The organism is Bacillus sp. Medicinal_06 (assembly GCF_056711665.1).
In genome coordinates, this window is sequence record NZ_JBWYHD010000014.1 from 60,834 (window position 1) to 87,673 (window position 26,840).

The following is a 26,840-nucleotide window of genomic DNA, read 5'->3' on the forward strand; positions in this document are numbered from 1 at the left end:
AGCTGTAATTTACTACAGCTTCCAAGATGCTATTTGGATTGCGGAATTCTTCTAAAAGGTCGGCAGCATCTGAATCTATAATCTTTACAGATGCACGTGAACGTGGACGACTGATAGCAAAATCATTCTCACTACAATCAGCACGGGAACAAAAATCGGAACCGAATTCTCTTACAGGCAGGATTAGGACATCTTTTGGCAGAATAAAAACATCGGTTGCTCCTATTTTTACCCCCTCCTTTCAAGTTCGTTCCAAATTGTAGGTTTTGGTACCCAAGATTTAATATCAACTCCTTCTAGAGCTAAGCGCTCTAGGGCAAACTGCCACGGTTCGATTTTATGCGAAGATTTCTTAGCCAAGATTAGTGCTACTGCTAGTCGGTCGGTTATCCATCTTCTCCAGCTCGGTCCCTGCCATGGAAGGAAATGTTCCTGTCGAGGAGGATCCATTCCCCAAGAGAGCAAACCGCTTGGATCAATAGTTGCTGTAAAGGGAACACCATGTGCGGATATTCCTTTCAACCGTTTTGCCAACCGTAAAGCGGCCTCACTCATTTCATCATAAGTTGTGAAATAAGCTACCATTTTATCAGGACGAAGGAGTCCATACACGTCGTTACCTATTTTAAAGCTAGGTGCCCGTACCTCTGTGAGGATTTCCAAAGTATCACTAAAAACATCTAATAAATGTTCACAACGAGGGCTTATATAGAGTTTGTAAGAGCTGCGAATAGGCACTGCACCTCTGAAGGACCAAGAAAGCCACTTTTTATTTGATGAAGTATTAATGCTTGCCCAGTGATGGTCCAAAATCGCTCGATTTTTACCTCCAAAATCTATACCAAAGTATTGTATGATTGCCTCTTCCGAAGAATAGAGCTGCTTCCAATGAGTTGTAACCGGTAGATGATTGTAGGAATAAAGACGTGATGATATTTTCAAACAGTCATCAAATTCAAGAGATTGTCCATATTTTAACGCTTCAATGGAAAGCCGACTTATAGCTCCATCTGGTTTAATCATTGGTTGATCTTCATAGATTACCTGGTACGCTTCAGAACCGGAGAGAAATTTTTCATTCGATTCAATCTCTAGAATACGATCTAGAACTAGCATAGCTACTACTTCATTAAATCGGGATCCATACATTATTTGTACATATCTTGGTAGCTTCCCGGCTTTCTGAAAGGTAAAAAAAAGTAAAGCTGTTTCACGACACACAGACTTTATCCCCAAATCCCGGTTAGGTGATTGAAGCACGCCATAAAAATTAGGATCTTTTAATAAATCCGCAAGAGCCTTCTTTGCTTCTTGAGGAAGGTGATCAAAGAGAATTAACTTGTAATCTGGATTAGAACGAAATATAGCATCAGAAAGATCTCGTAAACGGAGAGAATTTCCTGATAACGACTCTATTTTAGCCATTTCTATATGTCACTTGATTTTTCTTTTGTAGCCTTGTACGATCGTAACTCATTAAGAGCTCCCTGTAACTTTTCCTCAAGTACTTCGATGCCCTCGCATGTGTCAGGAAGAATCTTATGTTCAAGATCTGGTGCTTCCACACGAGAAATAGCATATCGGAGAATTTCTCTAATTTCAGTTAGTTCACTGAAGTCAACCTTCTCTTCAGGGAATTTAGTGTCAGGATTGCTACATCCCCCCGGGCAGGATGAAAAGCCTGGGCGGCATTCAGAGATTTGACCTTCCTTTGGCAACACAGTAATCATTAAATCGTTTATTCGAAAAGACATTTGCTTTCCTCCTGTAATCATAGTCGATTCTGAAATCGTCTGATAAATAATAATGTACAAGATAAACAATATAGCAAGAACGAAGAAGCAATTAGTAAAGGCGAATTCTTCCTTCCTTAATCGTTTAATTCTTACTGCCATAATGTCACCCTGATTCTAAGTTCCCCACCATCGAGTAATTTTATTTATTCAGTTTATAAGCAGAGGGAGGGGTAAATGCCTACAGAACCTTGTATTTAGCCACTCGACAATATACGTCATCAAGCTAATAAGCCTGTCTTTCCTTTCTTTTTTCACGGTCGTTTTAAAATTTCTACTATTGAATATTCAATTGTTTTGAACTAAAAGTTCAAGTTTAGGGTGACTCAAATTTAAAGACAATTATGGTGATTTGGACTCCTTTAAGAAGAAATCTTCCAGCTTTTTCTGAAATTCATGTAGCTCAGGCCGAACTATCATCAATGTCGACACACGATAAGCGGCGTACTCAGCATAGATTTTGTCAAGTTTGACTGTTTCTGTCCACATTACAATGAATTGGTAAGCGCTGAGTGCATCAATATCTGCTGCACGACCAGTACTGTCGTTAGTTTGCATGAGAAATCGATTGAGTACGATATCTTGTTTGGTGTCTATATTTGCAATTACAGAGGGATGCCATTTTTTTGCATTCTGTAGAGACCAATGCGTATCGAAACACACTGTAATTGGCCTACCAGATGGTATAGATAAGTGGTATTTACCATCCATATCTGTGTATTTGTGGTCAATATACTGTAGGTTGTCATATACAGACACTTTGATATTATAAATTGGTTGCATATCATAGTCATGGACCTGCCCGGAGATTGAAATCTTTTCATGCATAAAGAAGCTCCTCTAATATATTTTGTACATGAATACTTTTATCTTTTTAGACGAAAAAAATTCATTATTTGATGAAAGGTGCAATCAATCAGTTCAGCGATAGAATTGTAATTTTTATTAATCGCAATTATTGTTTATTTGATTATTAGGATTAAATATATAATTTTTCAAGAGAAATGATAACTGAACTTTAAAAGGGGTACCACCCCACATCCATCAACTTAAGGATTTAGGATATTTTTGAAGTTAAAAGCGCGTTACTATTCTCTTATATTAATGAGAATAGTAACGTGTTTTTTATGAATATGTATCAAATACAAGAGTTTTCTTTATTTGCCGAAGAGTTATATTGATATATGTCCCCTGCTACACTTAATCAATTAGCTATAGAAGCTGGCGAAATGAAACGTAAGTGCCATGGGCACCATTTTTTAAATTTGTGTGTATGGTTAAATCAACAAATTGCTACTACCTCTTTTACTCAACTTTGTAGTCAATTAGAAACTTCAACAGGAATTTTATTAAGTCTTGATGACTTAACCGACGATTTAACTCGGCTTCTGTAGCCTTCTTTCGAACGTATTTACTATACTTCTACAAGCTAAAATTGGAGAATTTTCTGTTGTGAAAATTGAACTAGGAAAACGGAGTGATCAGGTGTATGGTGCGACTCGAACAGGTATGGCACAAAAGAATGAACTATATATTCATGACTTAGGATATTTTCGTTTACAAGACTTTAAGTCTATCCAAGATAAGCAAGAATATTATTTGTCACGTCTTAAGTTACCAACTAAAATGTATAGAAAAGAATTTGAAACAGTGGTATTTAAAACAAAACCCGCTCAATTGAAACCGGTATATATACAAATTCATTTGGAAGACATTATGAAACAATTACAACCTGGTCAAGTGTATGAATTACATAATGTATATGTAGGGAGTAAAGACAAACAATCTACTCGCATTGTGGTTTATAGATGTACGGAGAAGCAAACACAGAAACACTTACATGATCAAACGATTCGTGAAAAGAAAAAATGCAGGATATATCCGAATAATCGGATGTTTTTTTATTAGGGTAAACCAAATTATGTGTATAGAGAAGTGACTAAAGAGACATCCTATTATTGCAAGATATCTATTCAACTCTGAGGAGCGTGTATTATGACAGAGATATTTAATGACTCTCAATATCAAACAGTTTCAGGTCAAGGGCTTCAAGATAGTACGTTTGCAAGTGAAGTGAAATCAATCCCTTCTCCTATGCAAGCTACGGGATCAACTGAGGCCTTAGATCCTAGACAAGAGATACCAACAGAGGGGCGAATTCTGGGTGGCACCATCGTCAACTTCTCCTTTGATCACTTCGGCGGGACCAATAATCTGAAGCCCGGTCGCCCCGAAACACTGAGGGCGCGTGTAAATCGACCGGCGGGGGCAAATTGGACTTTTGTCGGGATAAACAGAATCAACTGCGGCTACATTAACGGGAATTTGGGTAATCCACAGATGGGTTTGCGTGAACGGCCGCTAGGACAAATGCAAGTCGATGTCCGGGCAGAGGGGGACGATATTGTCTGCACAATGCAGCTCACTGATAACAACGGGGACGACCCATGTGTAATGCGTGTCGGAGTCAATGTGCTGTTTTTTCAACCATAGAAGAGGATGAGAATTTTCCAATACGGTCGCAAGGGTTGAAAATCAAAGGAATTGACGGAGTCCCGTACAAGTAGCGAAGTATGTAGTTTCAGAGGGAACGGTAATAAATTGTTATTAGGAAAGGGAGCGACGACATGTCCGATTTTTTTACGATGATCACCAACTTCGGGAATTCACCATATGCCAATGCTCACCTCGAGGTAGGCCTGGACTCACAGGCGGCAAGCGCAGTAGACGTTACCTTCAACGTGTACAGTCAAAAGGGCGCTGAACTCGCTTCGTTCAGCGAACTCAAAAACGCGAACGGTTACGTATCTTCGTCTGCCGACCCGAATAATGACCTGTTCCGGCTGAGCAAGGGGCAGCCCGCACTAGTAAGGGCACGGACGCCATTGGTCGCACAGACCGCCAGCGCCGTGCTGCAACAGAGTGGGCCTCAAAACCGACTCGTGTTTGCCGTACCTCCGGCGGTGAACTCCAGTGGAATACGGGTGGCGCAGGGAACAGTTTTCCCGCTCACAATCGGTTCAATCACCAAAGGTATACTGCTCATCGCCAATGTTTCGGACTCGGACGTTAACGTCGACGTCTTCACTGGAACTGCGGGGACTCCGGGAACAGGAAAGTACAACAATCCGACACTCACGAAATTCTCGATCTGGTCTGTCGACCTGCAAGCATCCGATCAGTTTTCGCACCTCGTCGTCATGTCCTCAGGCGATATCATTGTCCAGCTGGTGCTCGACGACGGTCAAGTCCATGCGGTGACCTGCCTTCCGAACTTTTATGAAAGATAACCCTTCAACACCGTTCGCATTTAGAACGGTTTTTCAGTTTGGGAATCCACGGGGACGGTTCGTTCGTTTACCTAAAAAATCTCTAGACGCACGTTTTTTCTCCTTGTACATTTTTTAGACATAGCTCTGTAATTGCAAATCTCATTGTACATGCTATAATATAGATACAAACTAAGGTATACTTCAGTCAATAAAGCCATACAATAAAAAAGAGAGCAACATGCTACCAACATGTGCTCCTCTTTGGACAACTGCTACCGTCAAGGTGGTGGCTACCATAACTTATTTTTTCTTACGAAATCCACCCTTTTTACGCTTCCGACGGCGAGATGATAGGGTGGATTTCTTTTGTTCTAAAATGTTTTTCTTAAAGAGGTGTGCAATCGTTTCACGAACGATCCCCTTTATAATTTCTTTTAGAAATTCAAAAAGTACTTTCATGGCTTTTCACCCCCTTTCTTTCCAAAATAGAAAGAAGGAGTGATAGCCTCCACCCTAACTTCACAATTATCTTTTCATATTATAGCATAGTAGTTTCGGTTTGAAGACTGTTCATCTCATCTTAATAAGAGTCGAGTATCGTATAATATCTTGTATAGTATCTATAAGAAATACTTTGGGTCTGATTCCCCTTTTCAAAAATTAAAGCATTTTGATATTCTAATTGCTCAACGAATGTCCAACCATCTTTCTCCAGCATTTCTATGAAAGGCTCCATTTTCCCCCGTTTTACTAAATAAAGAGAAACATCTGAATACCGATCTTCGTTTGGTTCTACCTCAATTATTTCCTTATTAAGAAAAATCATTTTTGACAATGCTATGGCTAACGGTATAGGATTTTCCTCCTGAAAAATAACTCTTCTTTTTTCAATAACGAATATAGCTAATAAGGTAAATATTAATAACGGAATGATGAATTTTTTTAATTTTAACAAATAATGTCACCCCTTCCATATTTTTGCTTTTGCAACATAAATTCTTCATATATACATAACTGTCCTTTGTGAGTAGATATTTTATTTTTTGTACAAATTCAATAATATGGATAGCACTCATATGTATTAGTGTACCTAGAATTTTATATGGATGGTGAGACATATGAATCAATATCAAATGCTGTATAGTACACCGTATCTTTATTCCTCTCGAACCCTGAACGAAATGTATAAAAACACCAAAAATGAAGAAAGCATATGCGCTATACAAGAGCATATGCAAAGACACAATGTATATCTAGATTCACAGTACCGTGGCTACTATCATCTAAGTCGTAAAATTGAGGAATACCTAAATGATGACGAGTATCCATTAAGTTGGAATGAATTACTCGATGATTATCAGTTGTACAAAGATAATCAAGGGAACCTGTCTATTAAACTGAAAGGACGGAGTTAATATGACAATCATTGGAGAATTAGGGGTTGTTTATGGTGTTACTGGTATCTCAGTTTTAGGGATTAAATTTTTGAAAAAGAAAGGATTTTACCTTCCAGATTGGTTGCTACGTGCAGGTTTCAAATGCTTGCTTATCGGAAGTGTTTGGTACGTTCTAATGGATATGCTAGATGTGTTTCTACGCTAGTATCACATGTGGTAGTTGAAAAATAAGATAACAGTGCACCTATTAGATGTATTTTTTCCCTTCCATACAAGCTCAACTACCTTAAGGAGGTATGGAGGAAATGTTGTCACTTTTATTAATTCCAGCAACCTTTTTAACTGTAGCATATTTTTATAGAGGTAAAGAGATGAGTGATAAGAAAAAAATTACTACGTTTTTTGAAATTGCAAAGATATGTGTTCAACATAAAGGTGAATTACAATACCCTATTTTTATAAAAGAAATAGAAGATGATATAAGTATGAATTATGTTTACAAGTTACCGCTCGGCGTACCTAGTCAACTTATCAAAAAGTTAGCTGAAGTGTTAGAAGAAGGATTATATAAACCTGTTAAAATATCGTTTCATCAAAGAGAGCTTCATATTCGAGTATTTAAGCAACGAATACCTGAAATGTGGAATTGGTCTAAGGATCTGTTAAAAGAGCACACATGGAGAGTTATGATGGGGAAAGCATTAGATAAACACGTATATCATGATTTCGAGAAAACACCGCATATGTGTGTAAGTGGAATGACTCGTTTTGGGAAAACAGTATTTCTAAAAAATGTAGTGACGAGTTTAATTTTACAACAGCCTGAATATGTAAAGTTTTTTATTATCGACTTGAAAGAAGGACTTGAATTCAGTCCTTATAAGGATCTGTCCCAAGTAGAAGAAGTTTCCAAAAACCCAAAACAAGCATTAGAAATGTTAGTCAGAGTGCGTGAGATGATGGTAAAACGAATTGAAATGATGAAGACATCTTATTTTACGAATATCATAAATACATCCATCAAAGAGCGGCACTTCATTATTATTGATGAAGGAGCAAACCTTTGTCCGACACAAGGCTTACCTAAAAAACAACGTGACTTATTATTTATGTGTCAGGAGATGTTATCTGAAATTGCAAGGATTGGGGGAGGTTTAGGATTCCGACTTATCTTTTGTACCCAGTATCCTACTTCTGATACGCTGCCAAGACAGATTAAACAAAATGCTGATGCTAAATTAGGATTTCGATTACCAACAGCAATTGCTTCACAAGTTGCTTTAGACGAACCAGGTCTTGAGGATCTGCCTTCTCTTCCAGGAAGAGCATTATTTAAGACTGATCGCACAGAAGAAATTCAGGTACCTTATTTAAAGGATAAAGACATGTGGGATTTACTGAAGCAATACAAGGTGGTGAAACAAAATGAGGCATCAAACACTCAAACAGAAAGCAAGACAAATCGAGATTTTATCTACTTTGAGTAAGTTAGATTTTGCAACTAGGAGGCAATTGCAAGCCATTCACTGTCTAGGGAGTATTCGAAATGCAAATCGTGTACTAAAGGATCTGACTCCGTATTGTCATATTACAAAAATAGCTCGTGAGCATGTATATTATTTAAATAAAAAAGGACGTGATTTATTAGGAGTTACAAGAGAAGTAAAGAAAAGTAGTCAATTACAGCACATATTAATGCGAAACGAAAGCTGGATGTGGCTTGGATTTCCAGAATGGAAAACAGAAAGACCTATCGAGTTTTCAATCAATGGTCAAAGGTATCAGATTATTCCTGACGCAACGTATTTTGAAGATAATGTTCCCCATTTCGTTGAAATAGATCGTATGCAACATATGAAAGCAAACGAACACAAAATACAGTTATATGGCCATATAACAGAGATCTATAAAAGACAGAATGCTATTGTTCCAGTGATCATTTTTTTTACATTATCAGACTATCGACAATCAAAATTAGAGCAATATGCTATAAAACAAAATGTGTTTATGAGAACATTTGTGATGAATGATATTTTTTAATTAAAGCCAAAAATCATTGTAATCTACATTTTTATTTGTTAGCTTTTTTAAAGCAACAATAATTTTAAAACCCGTTTTTAAGGATGGAAGAAATGCATTTCCTTTGCATAAGCGACTAATTGTACCTTGACTTACACCGCTCCTTTCTGCTACTTCCTGTTGAGTTAAATTATGCTTATCTATAAATTTACCGAATTTACTCCTAGGTTTTCCTATACCAAACCAACTCATATTCTCACCTCAGGAAATCATTATTTATAAATCTAGCTTGTCCAAATCTATAATTTTTAAAACCTTCAACAAATTGTAATTTTGGAGTAGTGTTCATCATAAAATAAATTAAGAAGTAAAAATGAAAAAACATGTAATAATTTTGAGGAATCTAGCATTCATAGTAATAGCTACAAGTTGCTGATACACTAGCCTAATGGCAACTTGTTGCAAAGGGTATTCCTTTAAAATAAAAAGCCTAAATCCATTGATATACAAAGGATTTAGGCTTTATTTGATTTAGTAAGCAATGAAATGAAGTTTAATAAATTAAGAGTTGATAGCTTGTTGGCTTGTAGAAATATGACAGAATTAATAATTTCACGTACTTTAATGAAAGTATAATATTAAATATTCAAAACCAAAATCATATAGAAGAGCAAAAAAGCTCCAATTCATGCACTATATAGGATGGAAGAATTCTACATTAAACTTATTTCATCGGTTGTAAGAAAACCAACATCTCTTTTGAATACCGATTTGGATATAATGTATTTAGCATTTTATAAGCATTGTTATTCCAAAATTTCACTAAAGGTGTTCTTAAACCCATTTGTTTTAACCAATCATAATTGTAAACTTCTTTCAACTCTTGATCTGATAATTTTTCTTTTTCTTCTATTGTCCAACGCAATGCTTCCAGGGCGTTTTCTTGTGTCCAATATCCATTAGGAGTTTTACTAAATTCCCATGGTTTAAACTTTTCTGGATACAAATCATTTAGCATTGTAAAAGGTTGTGTATGCCAGAATTCTTTTAATGGTGTAGCTAAATTGTGTTTTTTTAACCACTTTATTTCATAGACTTGTTTTAGGTGTTCATCAGTTAACTGTTCCTTTACTTCGATAGTCCATTTTAATAGGTCTAAAGCAGTTTCTTTTGTCCAAAAACCTCTAGGCGTTTTTCTCATTTGCCATGCTTTAAACTTACCAGGATATAAGGCATCCAACATATGAAAGGGGCTTTCATTCCAAAAAACTTTTAAAGGAGTTCCGAGTTTATGATGTCGTAACCAACTTTTATCATATATTGTAATTAACTCCTCATCTGATAATTGCTCTTTTACCTCAATAGTCCATTTTAGCGCTTCTAAGGAATTTTCTGCTGTCCAGTATCCATTAGGCGCCACTCTAAGTTGCCATTCTTTAAAACGATCTGGATATGCATCATGCAAGATGCGATTTAAGTTTCCATTATAGACAATACTAAACATGCCACTCAATTTATATTTAACAATTAAATCTGTAGTCCAGCCATTAATAATCTGTTCAGTGTTCCAATCTAAAACTACTTCAAGTAAATATCTAGTAATACGTTTTGCTAATTCCCTATCTACATCTTCACTCCAAGTGTATTGAGGGAAATTTCTACGTTTACCATCTAATATTTCTTGGTAAATGTCTTCGATTCTAATTGCTGTGTTGGAATTTGTGTTCAATCTTCTCTCCCTTTCTTTTTTTCTGAATTGTATAACTTTAATTTTATCCTAGCGGTAGTCTTTTTTAAATAAGACGTAAAGAAAGTAAATAGTGAAGAGTCCTGTTAATATCAACAGGGTTCTATTTCAATTGTCTCATTACAAATTTTTGCGATATACTTTATAAACTCAATTATTGGATATGCTACCAACGAAGGATGTTGAGTAAATTGTATGCCTTCCCTTTGCATCAGAGTAATAAGTTGTTCTATATTCATTTCTTTTCGTTTAACTTTGTTATAATTTTTGAATACGATATTTTTCCACTGAAAGGAAGAACACTGAAAATAACTTTGACCCTTAATTGTACGATTGAAATTTTTCCAATTTTCCCCTTTGTTGCTTCTTTTTTAGGTAATTGTCCATGAAGTACACACTCTCTTTAATTATCAGTTATGCATAATTTTCTTCCATATTTGCTATAACCAGTTTCTAAAGTTAAAATCCACTCACGTAAATCTTCCCAAGTGAATCCCAGTTCAGATAAAAGGTCAGGGAATAAATCAAAATCATCACGCCAGTCAAACATATTATTGAGGGCATTTTCTATGTGCCCGAATGAATACAAGGGGCCATTTTTCTGGTTCTGTTGCAAAGTTGAAAAATAACCCAAAATAATGAGTATACGATACATGTTCTTGTATATTTTATAATGTTTATTCGGAACAATTGTATTTTCATTCTATATTTTGGGGGCGTTTAAAACTTTGCAACAGACCCCCTAATCGCTCTCCTTGCTGGATGTTGATAGAAGCGTTCCAGTCCTTGTCTGCCAAAAAAATGCACTCACATTAGAGTGAGTGCTCTGAAAAAGGTTGAGACTCCTCCATGGGAGTACAGTCTTTATAAGGAGAGTTTCTAATAGAAACGTATCTTTAATTTATAATGAATACTATAAAATCTAATCAAAAAGTACATGATTTTACAAAAAAATATTAAGTAAGGGTCGCGCCCCATAGCCATCAGCCTAACGAAATTAAATGCCCAAAACAAGAACTTTACTTTTATACAGTTATTTATGAGAATTTAGCTCAAAAAAACAGGTTCTGGTGCAAAAATCATTTGATAGAAAGGGAAAAAGTCAGATTCCTTATGAGAGTAGGGAACCGCCTTGTCTTCGCTACTGATAATGTTACGTTATGTTAACCTCACATGAATAGGATATGCAAAAAGAAACTGCAATTTATATATCTAGTCTTTATGTATGGTAAAATTTTCTACAAAAAGGAGTTGTCATTAATGCTCGAATATGACCGTAACCTCGCTTTAGACTTTCAAGAAGTTTCATCTGTTGTTTATAACAGCCATACAGTTAAAGACATAAATTATTTAAGTCCATGTGGCGGGACAGTTCCTGGTTATTTAGTGGTTCCAAAAACAAGTACTCCTTCACCAGCAGTTATCTTTATGCATCCAGGACAAGGTAATAGAAAAACCTTTTTACCAGAAGCTGAGAAATTAGCTTTAAATGGTGTCTTTTCTCTTTTAATTGATGCACCTTTTGTGCGTGGTACAGCTCCAAAAACCCCTTCCACAGAGCAAGAATTGCATTACATGGTAGAAGCAATGACTGATATTCAAAAATATATTCAAACAATACTCGACATTAGAAGAGGAATAGATTTGCTATCTACTTTTAATAATGTTGATTCAAAACAAATTGCGTATATTGGGCATAGCTTAGGTGCTACTTGGGGAGGTGTCCTTGCGGGAGTTGAAAAACGTATTAAAGCATATATTTTGATGGCAGGTTTCTCAAGTGTATCTATGTGGCATAAAACAAGTGACCACCCTCTAGCAGTATTAATTCGAAATATGTTATCAGAAGAAAAATTCCATTCATTTATTTCAGCACTCGAACCTTTAGATGCTATTCACTACATAGACAAAGCGGTACCAGCATCTTTATTCTTTCAATTTGCTTATAATGACGAATTTGTATCAAGAGATCAAGCGAATAGTTTTTATACAAATGCAAATCTACCTAAAGAAATTATCTGGTACGAGACAGATCATCTCTTTACAGCATGTGATACTGCTTCTGAAGATAGGATCAAATGGCTTTTCAAAAATTTAGGTTTAAAACTAAATAAACAATAATTTTTACTTCCTATACCGAAAATTATGTAAATGAGCTGTCCATATAGGCAGCTTATTATATTTTTTGCTTAGCGTGGTTTTTTTCCGTTTTGCGGTCTGTACCCCTACATGTAAAACGACGTTTTACCAAATCTGCAGGATTTCAAAGTCTTCATTATGCTTCACGTACCTTGAAAGAAATTGAAACCACTCATCCCCTATAAACAAAGGCGAAGTCTTCAAACAGACCCCGCCTTTTCAGTGTATTATGAATTAGAGAAATTATTAGTAGCCGCATAATATTTCCTCATACATGCAGGCTTTTGTTTATCATTTGAAAGGCTTTGCAACAGAATCGGATATGTCCTCTTAAACATTCTACATGTAAAAGAACTTTGCAGTAGAACCTTTTATCTCGTTTACCTCATTTGCGAGAATTGTTACTATAATTCTTAGAAAAAGTTCGGATAAACTCTTTATATATATTTTCATCCTCAAAGTTTAAGGATATCCATGATAAAACATCATCATCGAACTCTTTCCATGCATCAGAAGAGGTGAAATTATGTTTTAACTTACTACCATCTTTTATTGTGAGTATACCAATTCCATACTCTCTGTCACCAATAATAATCCATTCCATAGAAGGTGAAAACCAAACAATCATTGACGAATTATCCATAATAGAATCTGCCGGACTATCTACGGGATACATATCTAATACATCAATATACTGATTACCACTCAAATGAAATGGTAATTTCAACCAATTGTAATATCCGAACTCTTTATAATAGTATTTAACAGGATGAGGATTCAATACTCCCATGACAACAAATGAATCATTTGTCATTTGAGCTATTTTCTTCACTTCGTCCCATCCACCATCTTCCATTAAGAAATCAAATTCTTCAAACATATAATTACCATATCCTTTTTTAAACACTTGATATGGCAAGTTAAATCCTAAATGAAACATCTCATTTAGTTTTTCATTCCAGCCTTCAAATTCTTCCTTGTCTCTTAAAAATAACGCTTCTAAATTCAATGTCTACCCTCCTAATCTAATTTTTAATGTCATTTTTTTCTTTCCTCTTGGAGTATAATCTGCTGATGGTTTTCCTGTTGACTTTGCGTTATTTCTTATTACATATTTTGCACCATTTTTAGTCATTATAGTTACGTTACCATCTTTAGATCTATTTGATTTCCAACCACTCTTGCTGAGATTTTTTTCAAATTGCGAGCGAGTTAGATTGGTCTGTCTGTTTTGAAAACGACTGCTAGACTTCGTAACGTCTTTATAACTGGAAGTTTTTTTACCTATAACACCTTTATAGGTTGTGTTGCAAAGATTTCTAAACTGAGATAACCTGTAGAAAAAGTGTGGCAGGAGAATGATATATGGGGTATTTTAAAGGAAAACAGTTTAAAAAGGATATTATTTTGGTAGCCGTTGGCTACTATTGTCGTTTTTCTTTAAGCTATCGTGATGTATCTGAAATCTTGAAAGAGCGTGGTGTTTCGGTTCACCCAACAACCATCATGCGCTGGGTTCATGAATATGGAAACCTTATCTATCAAATTTGGAAGAAGAAAAATAAAAACGTTCCATTATCTTGGAAACTAGATGAAACCTATATAAAAGTCAAAGGAAAATGGTGTTATTTATATCGTGCAATTGATAAAGACGGGCAAACATTGGATATTCAACTTCGTAAAAAACGAGATCATCAGTCTGCCTATGCTTTTATGAAAAGATTGGTCAAAACGTTTGGAGAACCAGCGGTTCTCACTACAGACAAAGCACCAGCATTACTTTGTGCATTTAACAAATTAAGAGAACAAGGCTTTTATATACATACAACTCATTGTACAATCAAGCATTTGAACAATCTCATTGAACAGGACCATAGGCATGTGAAGCGACGTTTTTCCAAATCCGCAGGATTTCAAAATCTTCGTCACGCTTCCCGTACCTTGAAAGGCATCGAGACCATTCATGCTTTATATAAACGAAACCGAAGTCTTGGCTCAGACTTCGGTTTTTCGACATACAATGAATTACAGGAGCTACTACCAATCGCATAAAATGTACAACTTTTTGTTGGCACCACTTAACCTTAACAAAACTTCGCAACAGAACCAACTGAAGAATCGAAATAACACAATTCGCCAACTCGTTGAGAAAGGGTTAAGTCGCAAATAACAACCACCTTTTTCATTTTGAATAAAAACTTCTAAATACTCTTTAAGTTACTTCTTGTTCCTTTTTCGAATTATGCAACTCCCAATACCTATCGTATTACCTACTTATCCAAAACGTCATACAAACGAATCTGAGAAGTCGTTTGTAATAAAAACGTGATTTTTTCAAATGAATTCCTGTAAATAACAAAAGAGCTGGATTCTGATCACAGCTCACTTATTTATTTGCTCAGTATAAGTACATATAGGGGATATAAAATTTTTCATCTATAATCAAAAAAGAAATTAAAATCATACTTTCAATGCAATAAACTTAACTTTTAGTCTTACTATTGAGTAAAAACAACAACCACCATACTAATAAAAACAAATAACCTATAATTATAAATATGGACCAAATAAAACCTTGTTGCAAGTTATTAATTAAATATTCAAATTCATTTGTTCCTGCTGGTCTTTCAATACTATTTATAAGACTTATTATTGGAACTGTTATAACGAAAATGATTGCTAAAATAGACAAACTTTTCATTTTCTTTCGGATTACACTAAATATTGAAGCTCCTAATGTAATTAATAAAAATAAATAATATATTATCCAAAACCAATTAGGAAGAGTCTCCCAATGCATTCTTTTCACTCCTTGTATTTGTAATATTAAAAACTCTATTCCGGAGTAAATGTAAATAAAGGCCGTTCTTACATGACAAGAACAGCCTTTATTTACAACCATTTCTGTAATCCTTTTAATAATCTCCTTTATGTATAAATTTGGTCAACTTTGCTCCTAATATTATTTAATATTATCTACAAAATATATAGGATCATTGTTTTCTAACTTTAGTGTATTTGTAACCTTAAGTGTTTTAAGATCTCTTATTTTAATAATCGTACGTTTATTTTCATAAGATCTTGTAAAAATCTCGTTAGATTTTTGATCTATATTTAATACACTTTCCCCTTTACTATTATCAATCTCTTCTAAATGAGGAGTATGATTTTTAAAAGAAATTTTCACAAGAGAACTCAATTTTTGTTCTAATTCGCGAATCTCTAAATTTAACAGTATTGTATCTTTATCAATTACTACATTTTTATTATAATTAACTCTTGATATTTTTTGAGAAAACTTAGATAAATCTATAGGATAAGTCTTTATATTTAACTCACTATCAACTTCTATTATATCTCCATTGATCATAAATAAATATAATTTTTGAGCCTGATGAGTATAAGTAAAATAATTTGGGAGTATATCTAAAGTGATCTCTTTTATTAAATTTAAATTTCTATCATACTTTTTTATAACCGTAACTTTTTCTTTACTTTCCATTGATTTATTATCTACTCCAACGACAATTATATTATTATTAATACTTGTAATATCCTGTGCAATATATCCTTGTGATAAATTAACACATTTCTTTTTCTTAATATCACATACATCATTACTATCATCTTTATTTGCAACTGTTATAACATATTCAGATACATCATCTTTATAATATTTCTCTATAAATTTATTTTGACCTGTTTCAATCAATGATATCTTTTTATTTGACGGATTATATTTCATTACTTGAGTTTCATTAGAATATGCTCCACTTGCAAAATAGAACTGATCTTGAAAATGAAACACATCGGAGGGAGAAAAGTGATTATCTGTAATAGTATGCTTCTTAATTATTTTAGCTGAACTATCAACTTCATTTATATAACCCTTTTTCCCAAAAGGATCAATTAGATGAAATAAAAGATAATTTCCACTTCCTTTAGGTGAAAATTGTGTTACATCTGAAAATTCTTTTACACTTTCAGATGTTTTGGATTGACTACAACCAATTAAAAATAAAAGACTAACAAATCCAATCATTATAATTTTTTTCATTTTTTCTCCTTATTAATTAAAAGTAGTATTAGAGTTTTTCCGAAATAATATAATGAATTCCATTAGATAAATTCTTTTATGTACATTTTAAAGAAAAGCGTGTCCAATTTAATTTGGCACGCTTTTCTTATATTTCATACGATTAAACCATCTTCTATTATGCTTAGTATGGATTACTCTTATATTTAACGGTATCCATATCTGATTTGATACTTCCCGGAAGAACAACACCTAGATAAGCATCAAGTGTACCTACATGATACCCTGCACTAAGCCAAGCTTTATAAACTAGTTTTGAGCAATACCATTCAGAAGTATTATTTAAACTAGTTTTCAACTTGTATGGTTCGCCAATTTGGTTTTTTGCATAAGAAACTGCATTTATATATGCTGAATTTGATGCACCTTTAACATAATATTGCCCTTCATCATCTACTGTAGACCAATATTTTGAGGCTGACTGATGAACAACACCTGGACTAGGTAATGCTTCAATAACATAATGTGGTGTTGTACTTAATATGGCTGCATGTCCATGTGGTAAGCCATATGTTTTAGCTTTCATGCTAACTAATATATCACCTTTTCCACTCCAAGTTGCAGCAGCTGCCTGCATTTTGTTAGATGTTTTTTCATTACCAGGTTCATAATCTATTGATCTACTTCCAAAGTTAGTATTACCTTTTTCTGCTTCAAGATCATACATAAGTGCATCAATATCTTCTACAGCAGAAATGATTTTTTCAACTTTTTGAGTTTCCATACCTTTATTTGCATCTAAAACTGAGTTCAATAATTCATAGTTTTCTTTTCTAATTTTTTCTTTTTCTTTTATATCTAGCTCATTATTATTACTTATACTTTTTTTTATTGTGTCAAATTTTTGTAATGCCTGTTCATAATTAAGTCCAACTTTACTTGATTCTTCTGCATGACTTACCCCATACGGCAATGTTAATATAGTTGCAGCAATAACGGTACTTAATAACTTTTTCATAATCCATCCCCTTTTTGTATATTTAGTATTCGATATAATTATACAATAATTAACAAAAATACCAATATAAAGTTATGATTTTTCAGAAAAATTTTCCGACATTTTTTCGAAATTATTTACAGTTTCGGGTATTTAAAGTTCTTTGGATTCTAGTGCAAAGAGGTCGAAGACTCTTGCAAGTAATCTCATAAACTTGGACATGCTGATATTAGCACTTTAAAAAAGAGCGTGATCAGTATGGAAAATCAAAATTTATTTAAGTGGAAGCATTACCAACCAGGTATTATTTTGTTAACAGTCAGATGGTATCTACGGTACAACCTCAGCTTTCGTGACATAGTTAAAATGATGAAAGAGGATTATCAATTGCTCACACAATGAGCATACACTTGGTTCATCAATATAGCTCTGTATTAGATGAGCAAATGAGTTGTCATCTTAAGACAACCCATGATTCTTGGAGAATTGATATACCTATACTGTAAGGATTTGAATTTTTTATAGGTTAATTGCTATTTTGTTTTTCATATTCCTTGATTATTTTATAAAATGTGTTTTTCTTGAGGTTTAACATTTCCATAAACATAACTCCTGTTATCTTCCCATTTTTCCATTTTGAATAAGTTTCTTCTATTGTATATTGTTGCTTTGAAGTTAAATTGGACCAATTTATTCGCGGGCGCCCTAAATGTTTCCCTTGAGATTTTGCTACAGCAATTCCTTCCGCTTGTCGCTGATGAATTTTTTTACGCTCTTGATCTGCAACATAAGACAACAAAGATAAAAATTGATCTTCCATTAATCGTCCCATGTCACCCATCTCACGGAATTTACGGCTATCAAACAGTGTTTCATTTTCTAAAACAACAATATCTGCTTGTAATTCTCTCGTTATATATTTCCACTCTGTAATTACCTCATCATAATTACGCCCCATACGATCTAAGGCATCTATGTAAACAATATCACCTGTACTCAATATTTTTCGTAATAATTGATACTGAGGACGATCAAAATGTCGTCCACTTGCTTTATCGACAAAAATACGTCGAGCTTCCACTCCTCGTTCCATCATCTTATGTAATTGACGCTGTTCATTTTGATCTTTTGTGCTTACACGTATATATCCATAAATATTAGCCACTTTTGATATTCTCCTTACATTTGTTACCACCATTATACCACTTTCGTTTATAAAGGTATTCATTAAAAATAAACGTTTATAAATATATTACACACACCTTTATAAACTTGATATTTCAATGTGTCACTTTAGAAGTTATTTTGCACCTATTTTAAGCGCTATTTTGCACTATATGTAAATATAAAAAAGCCCAATTTCTCAGTTTTAATGCTGAGAAATTGGGCTTTTATCGTTACTTCGGAAAAGCTCCCTATTCTGGAATAAGTTAAATAACCATGTCAATGTAAAGTTTCTTTGTTAAATTAATTTAAAGAAATTTTAGATTCAATTCTAAATGAAACTACTTGATATCAAATTTTTACGTCGATACACACTTAACACGATACCCATTAAAAACGCATTAAACAGAGTTGGCATCAATCCATAGCTAATAAAAGGCAAGGATATAGAAGTAATCGGTAATAAGCCTAGGATCATTCCAACGTTATAAATAAACTGGACTACAAAAAGAGTCATTCCACCAACAAGAAGCAATTTACTGTAACGATCATTTATTTTATAAGATATGACCATTATCCTTGCTACAAAAAGAGAAAGAATTAAGACAAGAATCAACGCAAGCAAATATCCATAATAGTAAGTCAAACTTGCAAACACAAAATCAGTATATGCAGCAGGAATAGACTTTACATTTCCAGATGTACCAAACCAACCTGCTGACGACATCACCTCTTTTAAACGTATATACATAAACCCTGCGCCACCCGCATCTTGTTCCGGATTTAAATACCCTAAAAATCTATTCAAGTGGGGTCCTTTTAATGGGGACAAGAAAAATAAACCACTCATAATAAATAAACAAATTGGTACAACCGTAATGATCAATGTCTTTTTCTTACCTAGATTACTCCACCAAAGCATAATGAATACCATCATGGTATAGATAAAAATTGTTGAAAGAGTTGATACAATTAAGAATAAAGACAAAGAAAATAAATATAAAATCACAAGATGCATAACCTTTAACCTACTGTTATTGAAAAAAGAAGCCCAAGCTAGAAGAAAGAACGGCACTGCCATTAAATATCCAATTGCGATGGGACCAACTTCTATTAACAGTTCTCCAATCATTGAAGCGTTTGGAAAACAGTATAGAACTAAAAGGATAAGTACTCCAATTGTGTAAAACAGCCATCCCAGTCTCTCTAATTTCCGATAATCAATAAGCATCATCCCAAAAGCTGTTACAACACCGAGAATAACAAATATCACCTTATTTATTAGTAAATCATTCGTATGCCCAAAAGCTACAACTGGCAAAAAGCCTAGCCCCATAGCAGTCACTAATAAAATAATAATAAACCAATCGACCTTTGGTTTATGAAGTTTGTTAAGTTCTTGACCAAGTTTAACTGGGCTTCCCATTTGTTCAACAGCCTTGTCTTCAGCAACTTCCTCACTTAACCCTTTCTCTATCCACATATTCTTTGCCTGTTTCAAGTGAAAATCCAGTTCAGTTGCCACAAGGTTCTTCGCTTCTTTTGATTTAATATGATTGGTAACTTCTTTTAAAAAACGCTCCCCTTTTTTATTCAAATTTGTCTCACCCCTGTACTAATTCTTTTAATATAAATCGTGCCTTTGTAGATTTTTTTTCTGCCTTTCGTAGCATCTTTCTTCCCTTATCATTTAATTGATAATATTTAGCTCCTGAATGATCCCAACTTGATTGGATAAAACGATTCTGTTCCAGACGATGTAATAAGGTGTATAAAAAACCTTCATTTCCTTCGAATTTTTGAATCCCTCTCCCACGTAATAGCTGTGCCAATTCGTACCCTGTTTTTTCATTTATGAGAAGTTGCAAAACTGCTAAAAGGATATCTTCTTCATTTTCGTATGATTGATTAATTTTTTCGTGTACCTGCTTTCGATGCAGATCAGAAAAACTCAAATGTTTAAAAGTTGTATTCTCCATTGATTTTCGTAGGCCTTTTAATCGATCTTCCATTTGATTATTCCTCCAATCCTTTCTTCAAGAGTTCCTTGGCTCTTTTCAGTCTTGTTTTTATCGTGTTTTCCTTCACTTCTATTACCATAGCAATATCTTTGATTGGCAATTCTTCATAATAAAAGAGATAAATCACTTCTCGATATTTTATCGGTAAATTCATTACTGCAGAAGCCAGCCTACGGTCCTCTGCATTTTGAATAACAGTTTGTTCAACACTTTCTTTTTGAATCCCAATATACGTAGATTCATCCTCTGTAACGATTACCTTTTTGTTATACCAACTTTTTATATAGTCCTTACAATGATTAATGGCGATTCTCCACAACCATGTTTTTACATTTGATTTCCCTTTGTATGTATGAAGAGATTTATAACATTTAACAAATATATCTTGCGTTAAGTCCTCAGCGACCTCCTTATTATTCACATATGAATAAACAAGCTGTAAGATTTCCTGTCCATACTTGTTCATTATCTCATCTATAAGGTCCTCCTTATCTTCTATTTCAAACGCCTCTGCTGTTAATTCATCCACATCAGTTCCTCCTTTCAATTTATTAGACGACGCACTCCATTGAAAAGTTTTATAAATCCCCCAAAAAATGGCTGCCTATGTCCATACCGTTTTTTTAAACCTATCTTTATTTCAAGCTTAATTTTTCTTTACTAAAAATAAATCTGTTATTTTAACTAAGGCATATCCCTTGTTCTTTTCTAAATAATTATCTACTCTAATTTCTTATTTTACTCCATGAAATTCATTATCCTGCCACCGTTCGTTTAATAAGACTTACTCAATTAAATGGCCCGATTGCTGAACAAAGTTTAAAATGTACACATTTAGTATTTGTTACAAAACTCGTTATTTTCTGGACACATCAATTTCATTCTTAGTTTCGTAGATTTTTCCCTATAAATACGTCCGAAAACTCTGTCCATAAATCTATGTTCAGATAATACCATATGATTGAAGTGGTTCTGTTGCAAAGTTTCCGAAGACATAAAGAGATGGAGAATATTGTGGACCAGTTTTATGAAACTATTAATAATTCATGTAATGCGTTATACGTCGAAAAAACGAAGTTTGGTTGAAGACTTCGTTTTTGTTTGTATATGGCATGAACAGTTTCTATACCTTTAATAGTACGTGAGGCATGGCGAAGACTTTGAAACCCTAAAGAACGGGAGAATCGACGTTTCACATGTCGATGATCTTGCTCAATGATATTATTGAGGTGCTTGATTGTACGATGAAAGGTATTTTTGTAAAGACCTATCTCCTTTAATTTTTTGAATGCGGAAGCTAAAGAAGGGGCCTTATCTGTCGTCAGAATCGTTGGTTCTCCAAAAGTTCGAACAAGTCTTTTCATAAAAGCATATGCTGCTTGTGTGTCCCGTTTTTGACGAAGTTGAATATCAAGTGTTTGTCCCTCTTTATCAATTGCTCGATATAAATAACACCATTGCCCTTTCACCTTGATATAGGTTTCATCCAAACGCCAAGATAACAATGTGTTTTTGTTTTTCTTCTTCCAAATCTGATAAATGAGATTTCCATATTCATGAACCCATCGCATGATGGTTGTGGGATGGACCGATACACCACGTTCTTTCAAAATTTCAGATATATCTCGATAACTTAAAGAAAAACGACAGTAGTAGCCGACGGCTACTAAAATAATATCTTTCCTGAATTGTTTTCCTTTAAAATATCCCATTTATGATTCTCCTCACTCTGTTTTGCAAAAGTTTAGCTTAGTTTTAAAAACTTTGCAACAGAACCATAGGAGGAATAAGAAACTGCATACGCAGCTGAAGAGGATGTTTCACAGAATATCGATAAGTCGGGATTGTTGGTGAGGAGAACTTCTGATAATAGGACGTTATGTTAACTGATTATGTATACGATATACATCAAATCAAAAAGAGGCTGTACAGCCTCTTTTCTACTATTCACTGATTTTATAGCAACAATCAATTCAATAGATTGATTATCCCTTTTTTGATTTAATGATGAAATAAACGAATACCCGAATAAGCCATTACCATCTCATATTCGTTTGCTGCTTGTATAACTTGATCATCACGCAACGAACCACCGGTTTGGACCACATACTTAACACCACTTTGAGCGGCTCGGTCAATGTTATCACGGAATGGCAGAAAAGCATCGGAAGCGTAGGAAACTTCTTTTAAGCCTGTTAACCATTGTTTTTTCTCATCTTTAGTCAATCGCTCAGGTACTACTTGAAAATATTGTTTCCATTGTTGTTCTTCTGCAGGAGTAATATCATCATTTATCCAACCATCAATCGCATTGTTTATCTCAACATGGGATATTCCTTGTCGGAAATTCATTTGGAGTGCAAGTGGATGTTGTCTTAACCACCAATTATCCGCTTTTTCAGCTGCTAATCGGGTACAATGGATTCGTGATTGTTGTCCTGCACCAATTCCAATTGTTTGACCATCTAGTGCAAAACAAACCGAATTTGATTGGGTGTATTTTAGTGTGATCATAGAAACAAGAAGATCCCTTTTAACATTATCAGAAATTATACGCTGTATCGTAGCAATGTTATCAAAAATTCCTTCTGAGATGAGTATATCATTTCTTTCTTGTTCCATTGTGATTCCAAATACTGCCCTTTTTTCAATTGGCTCAGGTACATAGTCGGGGGCAATCTCTAAGATAAGGTACTTTCCTTGTTTTTTCTTTTTTAAAATTGCTAACGCATCTTCATCATATCCTGGTGCAACAATCATATCAGAAACTTCTTTTTTCAGAAGGTTTGCTACAGTTATATCTACTGGGTCACTAAAAGCCGCACAGTCACCAAATGAAGACATTCTGTCAGCTCCTCTTGCTCTTGCGTAGGCAATAGCTAATGGAGACAATTCCAGCCCTTCAACAAAATAAGATTTTGCAAGCCGTTCACTTAGTGGACAATAAACAGCTGCACCAGCTGGACTTACGTGCTTAAACGATGCTGCTGCCGGTTGACCGACACTTTGTCTAAGTTCTCGCACAAGTTGAAACGCATTTAATGCGTCTAAAAAATTAATGTAACTTGCCTCACCATTTAAAATCTTAATGGGCATTTTTTTTGTAGAATATACTTTTGCTTTCTTTTGATGTGGATTCATTCCATACCGTAAATCAATATTATTCATCTACTTAAACTCCTTTCTGAAAATAAAAAAAGTATTTGAACGTAAGTTCAAATACTTTGCCCAGGCGTACGGCAGATGTTTGTGTGCTCCCTCATGGTTCTCCATGTTCACGCCAGTAACACACAATTGATTTATAGGTAAATTGTACATAATAATGATAATTTTTACAACAAGAACTTTATTTGATCTTTATGTACACCATTACTAAAAATTCTGGTTGTACTTTGAATAAAATGTAACTTCCGCTAATGATGCGTTATGTCAACTTTACATGTATAGGATATACATCAAAAAATCTGAACAAGTAAATGTTTTCAAATGGTACAATTAGGAAAAGAGAGGTGAACAAATTATGGCCAAGAAAACAGGGTGGTCTTATATCGTCGGTTTAACATCGCTGGCAAGCATTGCATTACTCTGGGCAAACCTTGCTAATTTAATTCCAAATCAGGTTGTTTCCCTAAGTGTTTCTATTGTTATGATTGTCATTGCAGCAGGAGCCAGTCTGACAGGACTTTACCGACTTAAAAAGAAAAAATATTGAGAACGGATCGTGCCTCTCTCCAAATGGAGAACGGTTTGCTATAAAAAACTTTAGATATGGAGGAAACCAATGAAATTCTATGTGGCATCAAGTTTTCAAAACATAGACAACGTTAGATACGTTAGCGAAAAACTAAAAAGCAAAGGATTCACTCATACATATGATTGGACTCAAAATGAAAGAGCCTCAACGTTTACTGACTTAATAAACATAGGTCAAGCTGAGAAGAATGCTGTAATAGAATCAGATTTTATTGTGGTGCTACTGCCTGCAGGAAAAGGAAGCCACATTGAATTTGGAATTGCTTTAGGTACAGACAAGAAAATATATCTCTATTCGCCCGATGAGGAATTTAACAACTTTGAAACAACGAGTACGTTTTATCATCTACCACAAGTAGAGCATGTTACAGGCAGTATAGATGAACTAATAGATGTTTTGACCCTAAAGGTGTCTGTTATTTGAATCGAAACGCCTTTTACAGCCACAAAGTGACTTCCAATAACGAGAATTATGTCAATGAGCTGTCCATATGGACAGCTTATTGTATTTTTTGCTTAGCGTGGTTTTTTTCCGTTTTGCGGTCTGTACCCCTTCCTAAGCTCCATGACATTCTAATTCTTTATTCTCTAATCTTTAAAAGGAGCATTCATCACCCAATCTGAAAACCCCATACGAAGCATAGAAGAACTTAAATTATTTGGCTGTTGCTGTGTATTTTTTAGATTGGAATCATATTTAATAAGTTCAATCATAGATTTTTTGAAACCTAATCGAGGATAAACCTCAATTATAAAATTAAATGTTTCCTCCGGAATATCTTCTATACATAAACCAACTATATCCATTCCCGCCCCGAAATGAACTAAAGCAATCTCTGGTTGTTTTTCTTTAGCAATTTCCAAGGTGTGTAGAATAATAGCTTCACGTACCACATCAATTTTATCTTGTGAAAAACCATGGGAATGAAGGAATTTTTCTGCATGATCAGCACCTTCATATTCAAATGAATGTTTACAACATACATGCTCTGTAAGACCAACATCATGTAAGATAGAAGCAAGATAAAATAACTCCTGATCATATTTAAATCCATATTTTTTTCCCAATGCATCACCAAAAGCATATGTCCGTAAACAATGATTATAAAGAAATTCTGGAGAAATCTCGTAAACCAATTGGGTAGCTTCTTTTGCTACTTTACTATCTGGAATAATAATGTTATGCATAATTTCCTCCTTAGTTTTAATTGTTTTTCAATAAATTCATGTCGGATATCAATAGCATGATAAGAATGTTACGTGCTAATCAAATACTAACTCTCTCACCCTCTTCTTTTAGAAATTCTACTTTCATCTCAAAAAAGACCGAACGGTCTCTTTTAAGGTAACTTATTATATGTTAATGTACAACTAAAACATGTTACAATTTTTTAACAATAATAATGGAGGATATTATGCAAAAAGGTGAACAAACACGGAGAAACATTGTTTTAAAATCGGCAGAATTGTTTAATCAAAAAGGCTATGCTGGCTGTTCGATGAATGACATTATGGAGGCTACAGGGCTACAAAAAGGGGGGATTTATCGTAATTTTAAAAGTAAAGATGAGATTGCTTTAGAGGCATTTGAATACGCCATTGATACTGTCTCTCAACATTTTTCTGAGGCGATACGCAATGCTAATACAACATTAGAAAAGGTTGGTGCTTTTTTTAATGTATATGAAGATGTAATAAATGATCCACCAATAAAAGGGGGATGTCCTTTGCTGAATACTGCTGTAGACAGTGATGATACGAATCTACTGTTAAGAGAAAAGGCACTTGAAGTTTTCTATACATTTCTCAATATGATTGAAGGGATTATAGTAGAAGGTATTCAGAACGAGGAGTTAAAACCGGATATCGATACAAAGGCGGTAGCTTCCTTTATTATTGCAACCCTAGAAGGAAGTATTATGGCTAGTAAACTAGAAAGGGATAATAAACATGTTACTTATAGTAAGCAACACGTGCTGCGTTATTTGTTTATGCTAAAAATTTAGCTCATTTTTTATTTTGAGAAACAACGGGCTTTTGACTTAATGGCGATGAGATTGTATTCGAAATAGAAAGATAATCTAAGGAGAATACAATCTATGCTACAATCCATTTTTTATATGTATTTCACCTAAATTCCTTAAAAAGCTGATTATCCCTTAGCGTTTAGGAAATCGGCTTTTTCTATGTGAAAAATTGCTTAGCGTACGAAATTCGCATTTTGTTGATGCTACCCCATGCCCATCAAGCTAACATTTTGAGACATCCCCATTACGAGAAATTTACCTTTTTACAGTTATTTATGAGAATTCGACTCATTTTTTCGTTTTGGGGGACAACCAATTTCTTAAGTTGATGGCGATGTGGCGGGACCCCACATCCATCAACTTAAGGTATATGTTTATACAAAGGCGGATCTTTCCATGTAATTTTTCATTATTTTTTATAGACATCCTAAAAGTAGGCATATCAAATAAACCCTGACGGATTACAATTTTTTCA

General features: G+C 34.3%; 31 protein-coding genes, 4 pseudogenes and 1 riboswitch. Of the genes and pseudogenes, 14 read left to right on the top strand and 21 right to left on the bottom strand.

Annotation, left to right across the window (positions count from 1 at the left end):
* Positions 1-228 precede the first annotated feature (228 nt).
* The 3 genes from AC1M36_RS23905 to AC1M36_RS23915 form a co-directional block, all read right to left on the bottom strand.
* Positions 229-1,425, bottom strand: a complete 1,197-nt coding sequence (locus tag AC1M36_RS23905) for a hypothetical protein (protein WP_479846264.1) — start codon at positions 1,423-1,425, stop codon at positions 229-231.
* Positions 1,426-1,427: 2 nt separating this feature from the next.
* On the bottom strand, positions 1,428-1,895 hold the full coding sequence (locus AC1M36_RS23910; protein ID WP_336454307.1) for a hypothetical protein: 468 nt from the start codon (positions 1,893-1,895) through the stop codon (positions 1,428-1,430).
* A gap of 240 nt (positions 1,896-2,135) precedes the next feature.
* Complete coding sequence (locus AC1M36_RS23915) at positions 2,136-2,621, bottom strand: hypothetical protein (RefSeq protein ID WP_336454308.1); 486 nt, start codon at positions 2,619-2,621, stop codon at positions 2,136-2,138.
* 356 nt (positions 2,622-2,977) lie between these two features.
* Between AC1M36_RS23915 and AC1M36_RS23920 the strand changes: the two are divergent.
* The 3 genes and pseudogenes from AC1M36_RS23920 to AC1M36_RS23930 all read left to right on the top strand — a co-directional run.
* Positions 2,978-3,662, top strand: a pseudogene (locus tag AC1M36_RS23920) (transposase); the annotation flags it as partial.
* 126 nt (positions 3,663-3,788) lie between these two features.
* Complete coding sequence (locus AC1M36_RS23925; protein WP_336454309.1) at positions 3,789-4,286, top strand: hypothetical protein; 498 nt, start codon at positions 3,789-3,791, stop codon at positions 4,284-4,286.
* A gap of 134 nt (positions 4,287-4,420) precedes the next feature.
* On the top strand, positions 4,421-5,083 hold the full coding sequence (locus AC1M36_RS23930) for a hypothetical protein (protein WP_479846265.1): 663 nt from the start codon (positions 4,421-4,423) through the stop codon (positions 5,081-5,083).
* A gap of 282 nt (positions 5,084-5,365) precedes the next feature.
* Here the strand turns inward: AC1M36_RS23930 and AC1M36_RS23935 are convergent, their stop codons facing one another.
* Together AC1M36_RS23935 and AC1M36_RS23940 are read right to left on the bottom strand one after the other, a co-directional pair.
* On the bottom strand, positions 5,366-5,524 hold the full coding sequence (locus tag AC1M36_RS23935) for a hypothetical protein (protein WP_336454311.1): 159 nt from the start codon (positions 5,522-5,524) through the stop codon (positions 5,366-5,368).
* Positions 5,525-5,645: 121 nt separating this feature from the next.
* The gene (locus tag AC1M36_RS23940) at positions 5,646-6,020 is read right to left on the bottom strand and encodes a hypothetical protein (protein ID WP_336454312.1); all 375 of its coding nucleotides are present in this window, start codon (positions 6,018-6,020) and stop codon (positions 5,646-5,648) included.
* Between the two features lie 163 nt (positions 6,021-6,183).
* On the opposite strand from AC1M36_RS23940, the gene AC1M36_RS23945 reads away from it, so the two are divergent.
* The 4 genes from AC1M36_RS23945 (at position 6,184) to AC1M36_RS23960 (ending at position 8,502) form a co-directional block, all read left to right on the top strand.
* Positions 6,184-6,480 carry a hypothetical protein gene (locus AC1M36_RS23945; protein WP_336454313.1) on the top strand — a complete coding sequence of 99 codons (297 nt, stop codon included), beginning with the start codon at positions 6,184-6,186 and terminating at the stop codon, positions 6,478-6,480.
* Position 6,481: 1 nt separating this feature from the next.
* Positions 6,482-6,667, top strand: a complete 186-nt coding sequence (locus tag AC1M36_RS23950) for a hypothetical protein (protein ID WP_336454314.1) — start codon at positions 6,482-6,484, stop codon at positions 6,665-6,667.
* 100 nt (positions 6,668-6,767) lie between these two features.
* On the top strand, positions 6,768-7,949 hold the full coding sequence (locus tag AC1M36_RS23955; RefSeq protein WP_479846266.1) for an FtsK/SpoIIIE domain-containing protein: 1,182 nt from the start codon (positions 6,768-6,770) through the stop codon (positions 7,947-7,949).
* A complete protein-coding gene (locus AC1M36_RS23960; protein ID WP_479846267.1) occupies positions 7,888-8,502 on the top strand; it encodes a replication-relaxation family protein in 615 nt (204 codons plus the stop codon). Before AC1M36_RS23955 ends, AC1M36_RS23960 begins: the two co-directional genes overlap by 62 nt.
* Here the strand turns inward: AC1M36_RS23960 and AC1M36_RS23965 are convergent, their stop codons facing one another.
* The 4 genes and pseudogenes from AC1M36_RS23965 to AC1M36_RS23980 all read right to left on the bottom strand — a co-directional run bounded on the left by AC1M36_RS23965 (position 8,503) and on the right by AC1M36_RS23980 (position 10,844).
* The gene (locus tag AC1M36_RS23965) at positions 8,503-8,733 is read right to left on the bottom strand and encodes a helix-turn-helix transcriptional regulator (protein WP_479846268.1); all 231 of its coding nucleotides are present in this window, start codon (positions 8,731-8,733) and stop codon (positions 8,503-8,505) included.
* 472 nt (positions 8,734-9,205) lie between these two features.
* Positions 9,206-10,210 (bottom strand): DUF4046 domain-containing protein, encoded by a 1,005-nt coding sequence (locus AC1M36_RS23970; RefSeq protein ID WP_336454318.1) that lies wholly within the window; start codon positions 10,208-10,210, stop codon positions 9,206-9,208.
* Positions 10,211-10,320: 110 nt separating this feature from the next.
* Positions 10,321-10,615, bottom strand: a pseudogene (locus tag AC1M36_RS23975) (hypothetical protein).
* Between the two features lie 16 nt (positions 10,616-10,631).
* A complete protein-coding gene (locus AC1M36_RS23980; RefSeq protein ID WP_479846269.1) occupies positions 10,632-10,844 on the bottom strand; it encodes a hypothetical protein in 213 nt (70 codons plus the stop codon).
* A gap of 605 nt (positions 10,845-11,449) precedes the next feature.
* On the opposite strand from AC1M36_RS23980, the gene AC1M36_RS23985 reads away from it, so the two are divergent.
* Positions 11,450-12,349, top strand: a complete 900-nt coding sequence (locus AC1M36_RS23985; RefSeq protein ID WP_479846281.1) for an alpha/beta hydrolase — start codon at positions 11,450-11,452, stop codon at positions 12,347-12,349.
* Between the two features lie 107 nt (positions 12,350-12,456).
* Positions 12,457-12,628 (top strand): annotated as a pseudogene (locus tag AC1M36_RS23990) (IS6 family transposase); the annotation flags it as partial.
* A gap of 124 nt (positions 12,629-12,752) precedes the next feature.
* Here AC1M36_RS23990 and AC1M36_RS23995 read toward each other — a convergent pair.
* Complete coding sequence (locus AC1M36_RS23995; protein WP_336454618.1) at positions 12,753-13,376, bottom strand: hypothetical protein; 624 nt, start codon at positions 13,374-13,376, stop codon at positions 12,753-12,755.
* 356 nt (positions 13,377-13,732) lie between these two features.
* Here AC1M36_RS23995 and AC1M36_RS24000 point away from each other — a divergent pair, with 356 nt between their 5' ends.
* A complete protein-coding gene (locus AC1M36_RS24000) occupies positions 13,733-14,419 on the top strand; it encodes an IS6 family transposase (RefSeq protein WP_479846270.1) in 687 nt (228 codons plus the stop codon).
* 430 nt (positions 14,420-14,849) lie between these two features.
* Here AC1M36_RS24000 and AC1M36_RS24005 read toward each other — a convergent pair whose 3' ends face one another.
* From AC1M36_RS24005 to AC1M36_RS24015, 3 genes are all read right to left on the bottom strand, one after another.
* The gene (locus tag AC1M36_RS24005) at positions 14,850-15,167 is read right to left on the bottom strand and encodes a hypothetical protein (RefSeq protein ID WP_479846271.1); all 318 of its coding nucleotides are present in this window, start codon (positions 15,165-15,167) and stop codon (positions 14,850-14,852) included.
* Between the two features lie 162 nt (positions 15,168-15,329).
* Positions 15,330-16,424: a hypothetical protein gene (locus tag AC1M36_RS24010; protein ID WP_479846272.1), complete on the bottom strand. Its 1,095-nt coding sequence runs from the start codon at positions 16,422-16,424 to the stop codon at positions 15,330-15,332.
* 163 nt (positions 16,425-16,587) lie between these two features.
* Positions 16,588-17,421, bottom strand: a complete 834-nt coding sequence (locus AC1M36_RS24015) for a YiiX/YebB-like N1pC/P60 family cysteine hydrolase (RefSeq protein WP_479846273.1) — start codon at positions 17,419-17,421, stop codon at positions 16,588-16,590.
* A 237-nt stretch (positions 17,422-17,658) separates the two neighbouring features.
* On the opposite strand from AC1M36_RS24015, the pseudogene AC1M36_RS24020 reads away from it, so the two are divergent.
* Positions 17,659-17,891: pseudogene (locus AC1M36_RS24020) on the top strand (IS6 family transposase); the annotation flags it as partial.
* Between the two features lie 35 nt (positions 17,892-17,926).
* On the opposite strand, the gene AC1M36_RS24025 reads toward AC1M36_RS24020, so the two are convergent.
* The 6 genes from AC1M36_RS24025 to AC1M36_RS24050 form a co-directional block, all read right to left on the bottom strand.
* Positions 17,927-18,595, bottom strand: coding sequence for a recombinase family protein (locus AC1M36_RS24025; RefSeq protein ID WP_479846282.1), 669 nt, complete (start codon positions 18,593-18,595; stop codon positions 17,927-17,929).
* 300 nt (positions 18,596-18,895) lie between these two features.
* The gene (locus AC1M36_RS24030; protein WP_479846274.1) at positions 18,896-20,161 is read right to left on the bottom strand and encodes an FtsW/RodA/SpoVE family cell cycle protein; all 1,266 of its coding nucleotides are present in this window, start codon (positions 20,159-20,161) and stop codon (positions 18,896-18,898) included.
* Between the two features lie 7 nt (positions 20,162-20,168).
* Positions 20,169-20,576: a PadR family transcriptional regulator gene (locus AC1M36_RS24035; protein WP_479846275.1), complete on the bottom strand. Its 408-nt coding sequence runs from the start codon at positions 20,574-20,576 to the stop codon at positions 20,169-20,171.
* Between the two features lie 4 nt (positions 20,577-20,580).
* The gene (locus AC1M36_RS24040) at positions 20,581-21,114 is read right to left on the bottom strand and encodes a sigma-70 family RNA polymerase sigma factor (protein WP_016113564.1); all 534 of its coding nucleotides are present in this window, start codon (positions 21,112-21,114) and stop codon (positions 20,581-20,583) included.
* A 496-nt stretch (positions 21,115-21,610) separates the two neighbouring features.
* On the bottom strand, positions 21,611-22,297 hold the full coding sequence (locus AC1M36_RS24045; protein ID WP_431613445.1) for an IS6 family transposase: 687 nt from the start codon (positions 22,295-22,297) through the stop codon (positions 21,611-21,613).
* A 289-nt stretch (positions 22,298-22,586) separates the two neighbouring features.
* Positions 22,587-23,753, bottom strand: a complete 1,167-nt coding sequence (locus AC1M36_RS24050; RefSeq protein WP_336454625.1) for a phosphoribosylaminoimidazolecarboxamide formyltransferase — start codon at positions 23,751-23,753, stop codon at positions 22,587-22,589.
* A 51-nt stretch (positions 23,754-23,804) separates the two neighbouring features.
* Positions 23,805-23,883: riboswitch (ZMP/ZTP riboswitch) on the bottom strand.
* A gap of 222 nt (positions 23,884-24,105) precedes the next feature.
* Here AC1M36_RS24050 and AC1M36_RS24055 point away from each other — a divergent pair.
* Together AC1M36_RS24055 and AC1M36_RS24060 are read left to right on the top strand one after the other, a co-directional pair.
* Entirely contained in the window at positions 24,106-24,297 is a 192-nt protein-coding gene (locus tag AC1M36_RS24055; protein WP_336454626.1) for a hypothetical protein, read from the top strand.
* A gap of 69 nt (positions 24,298-24,366) precedes the next feature.
* Positions 24,367-24,762 carry a group-specific protein gene (locus tag AC1M36_RS24060; RefSeq protein ID WP_479846276.1) on the top strand — a complete coding sequence of 132 codons (396 nt, stop codon included), beginning with the start codon at positions 24,367-24,369 and terminating at the stop codon, positions 24,760-24,762.
* Between the two features lie 164 nt (positions 24,763-24,926).
* On the opposite strand, the gene AC1M36_RS24065 is transcribed toward AC1M36_RS24060, so the two are convergent.
* Positions 24,927-25,526 carry an HD domain-containing protein gene (locus AC1M36_RS24065; protein WP_479846277.1) on the bottom strand — a complete coding sequence of 200 codons (600 nt, stop codon included), beginning with the start codon at positions 25,524-25,526 and terminating at the stop codon, positions 24,927-24,929.
* Positions 25,527-25,753: 227 nt separating this feature from the next.
* On the opposite strand from AC1M36_RS24065, the gene AC1M36_RS24070 reads away from it, so the two are divergent.
* Entirely contained in the window at positions 25,754-26,344 is a 591-nt protein-coding gene (locus AC1M36_RS24070) for a TetR/AcrR family transcriptional regulator (RefSeq protein WP_479846278.1), read from the top strand.
* A 309-nt stretch (positions 26,345-26,653) separates the two neighbouring features.
* On the opposite strand, the gene AC1M36_RS24075 is transcribed toward AC1M36_RS24070, so the two are convergent.
* Positions 26,654-26,840, bottom strand: a 187-nt coding sequence (locus AC1M36_RS24075) for a hypothetical protein (RefSeq protein ID WP_479846279.1), incomplete at its 5' end; no start/stop codon positions are given.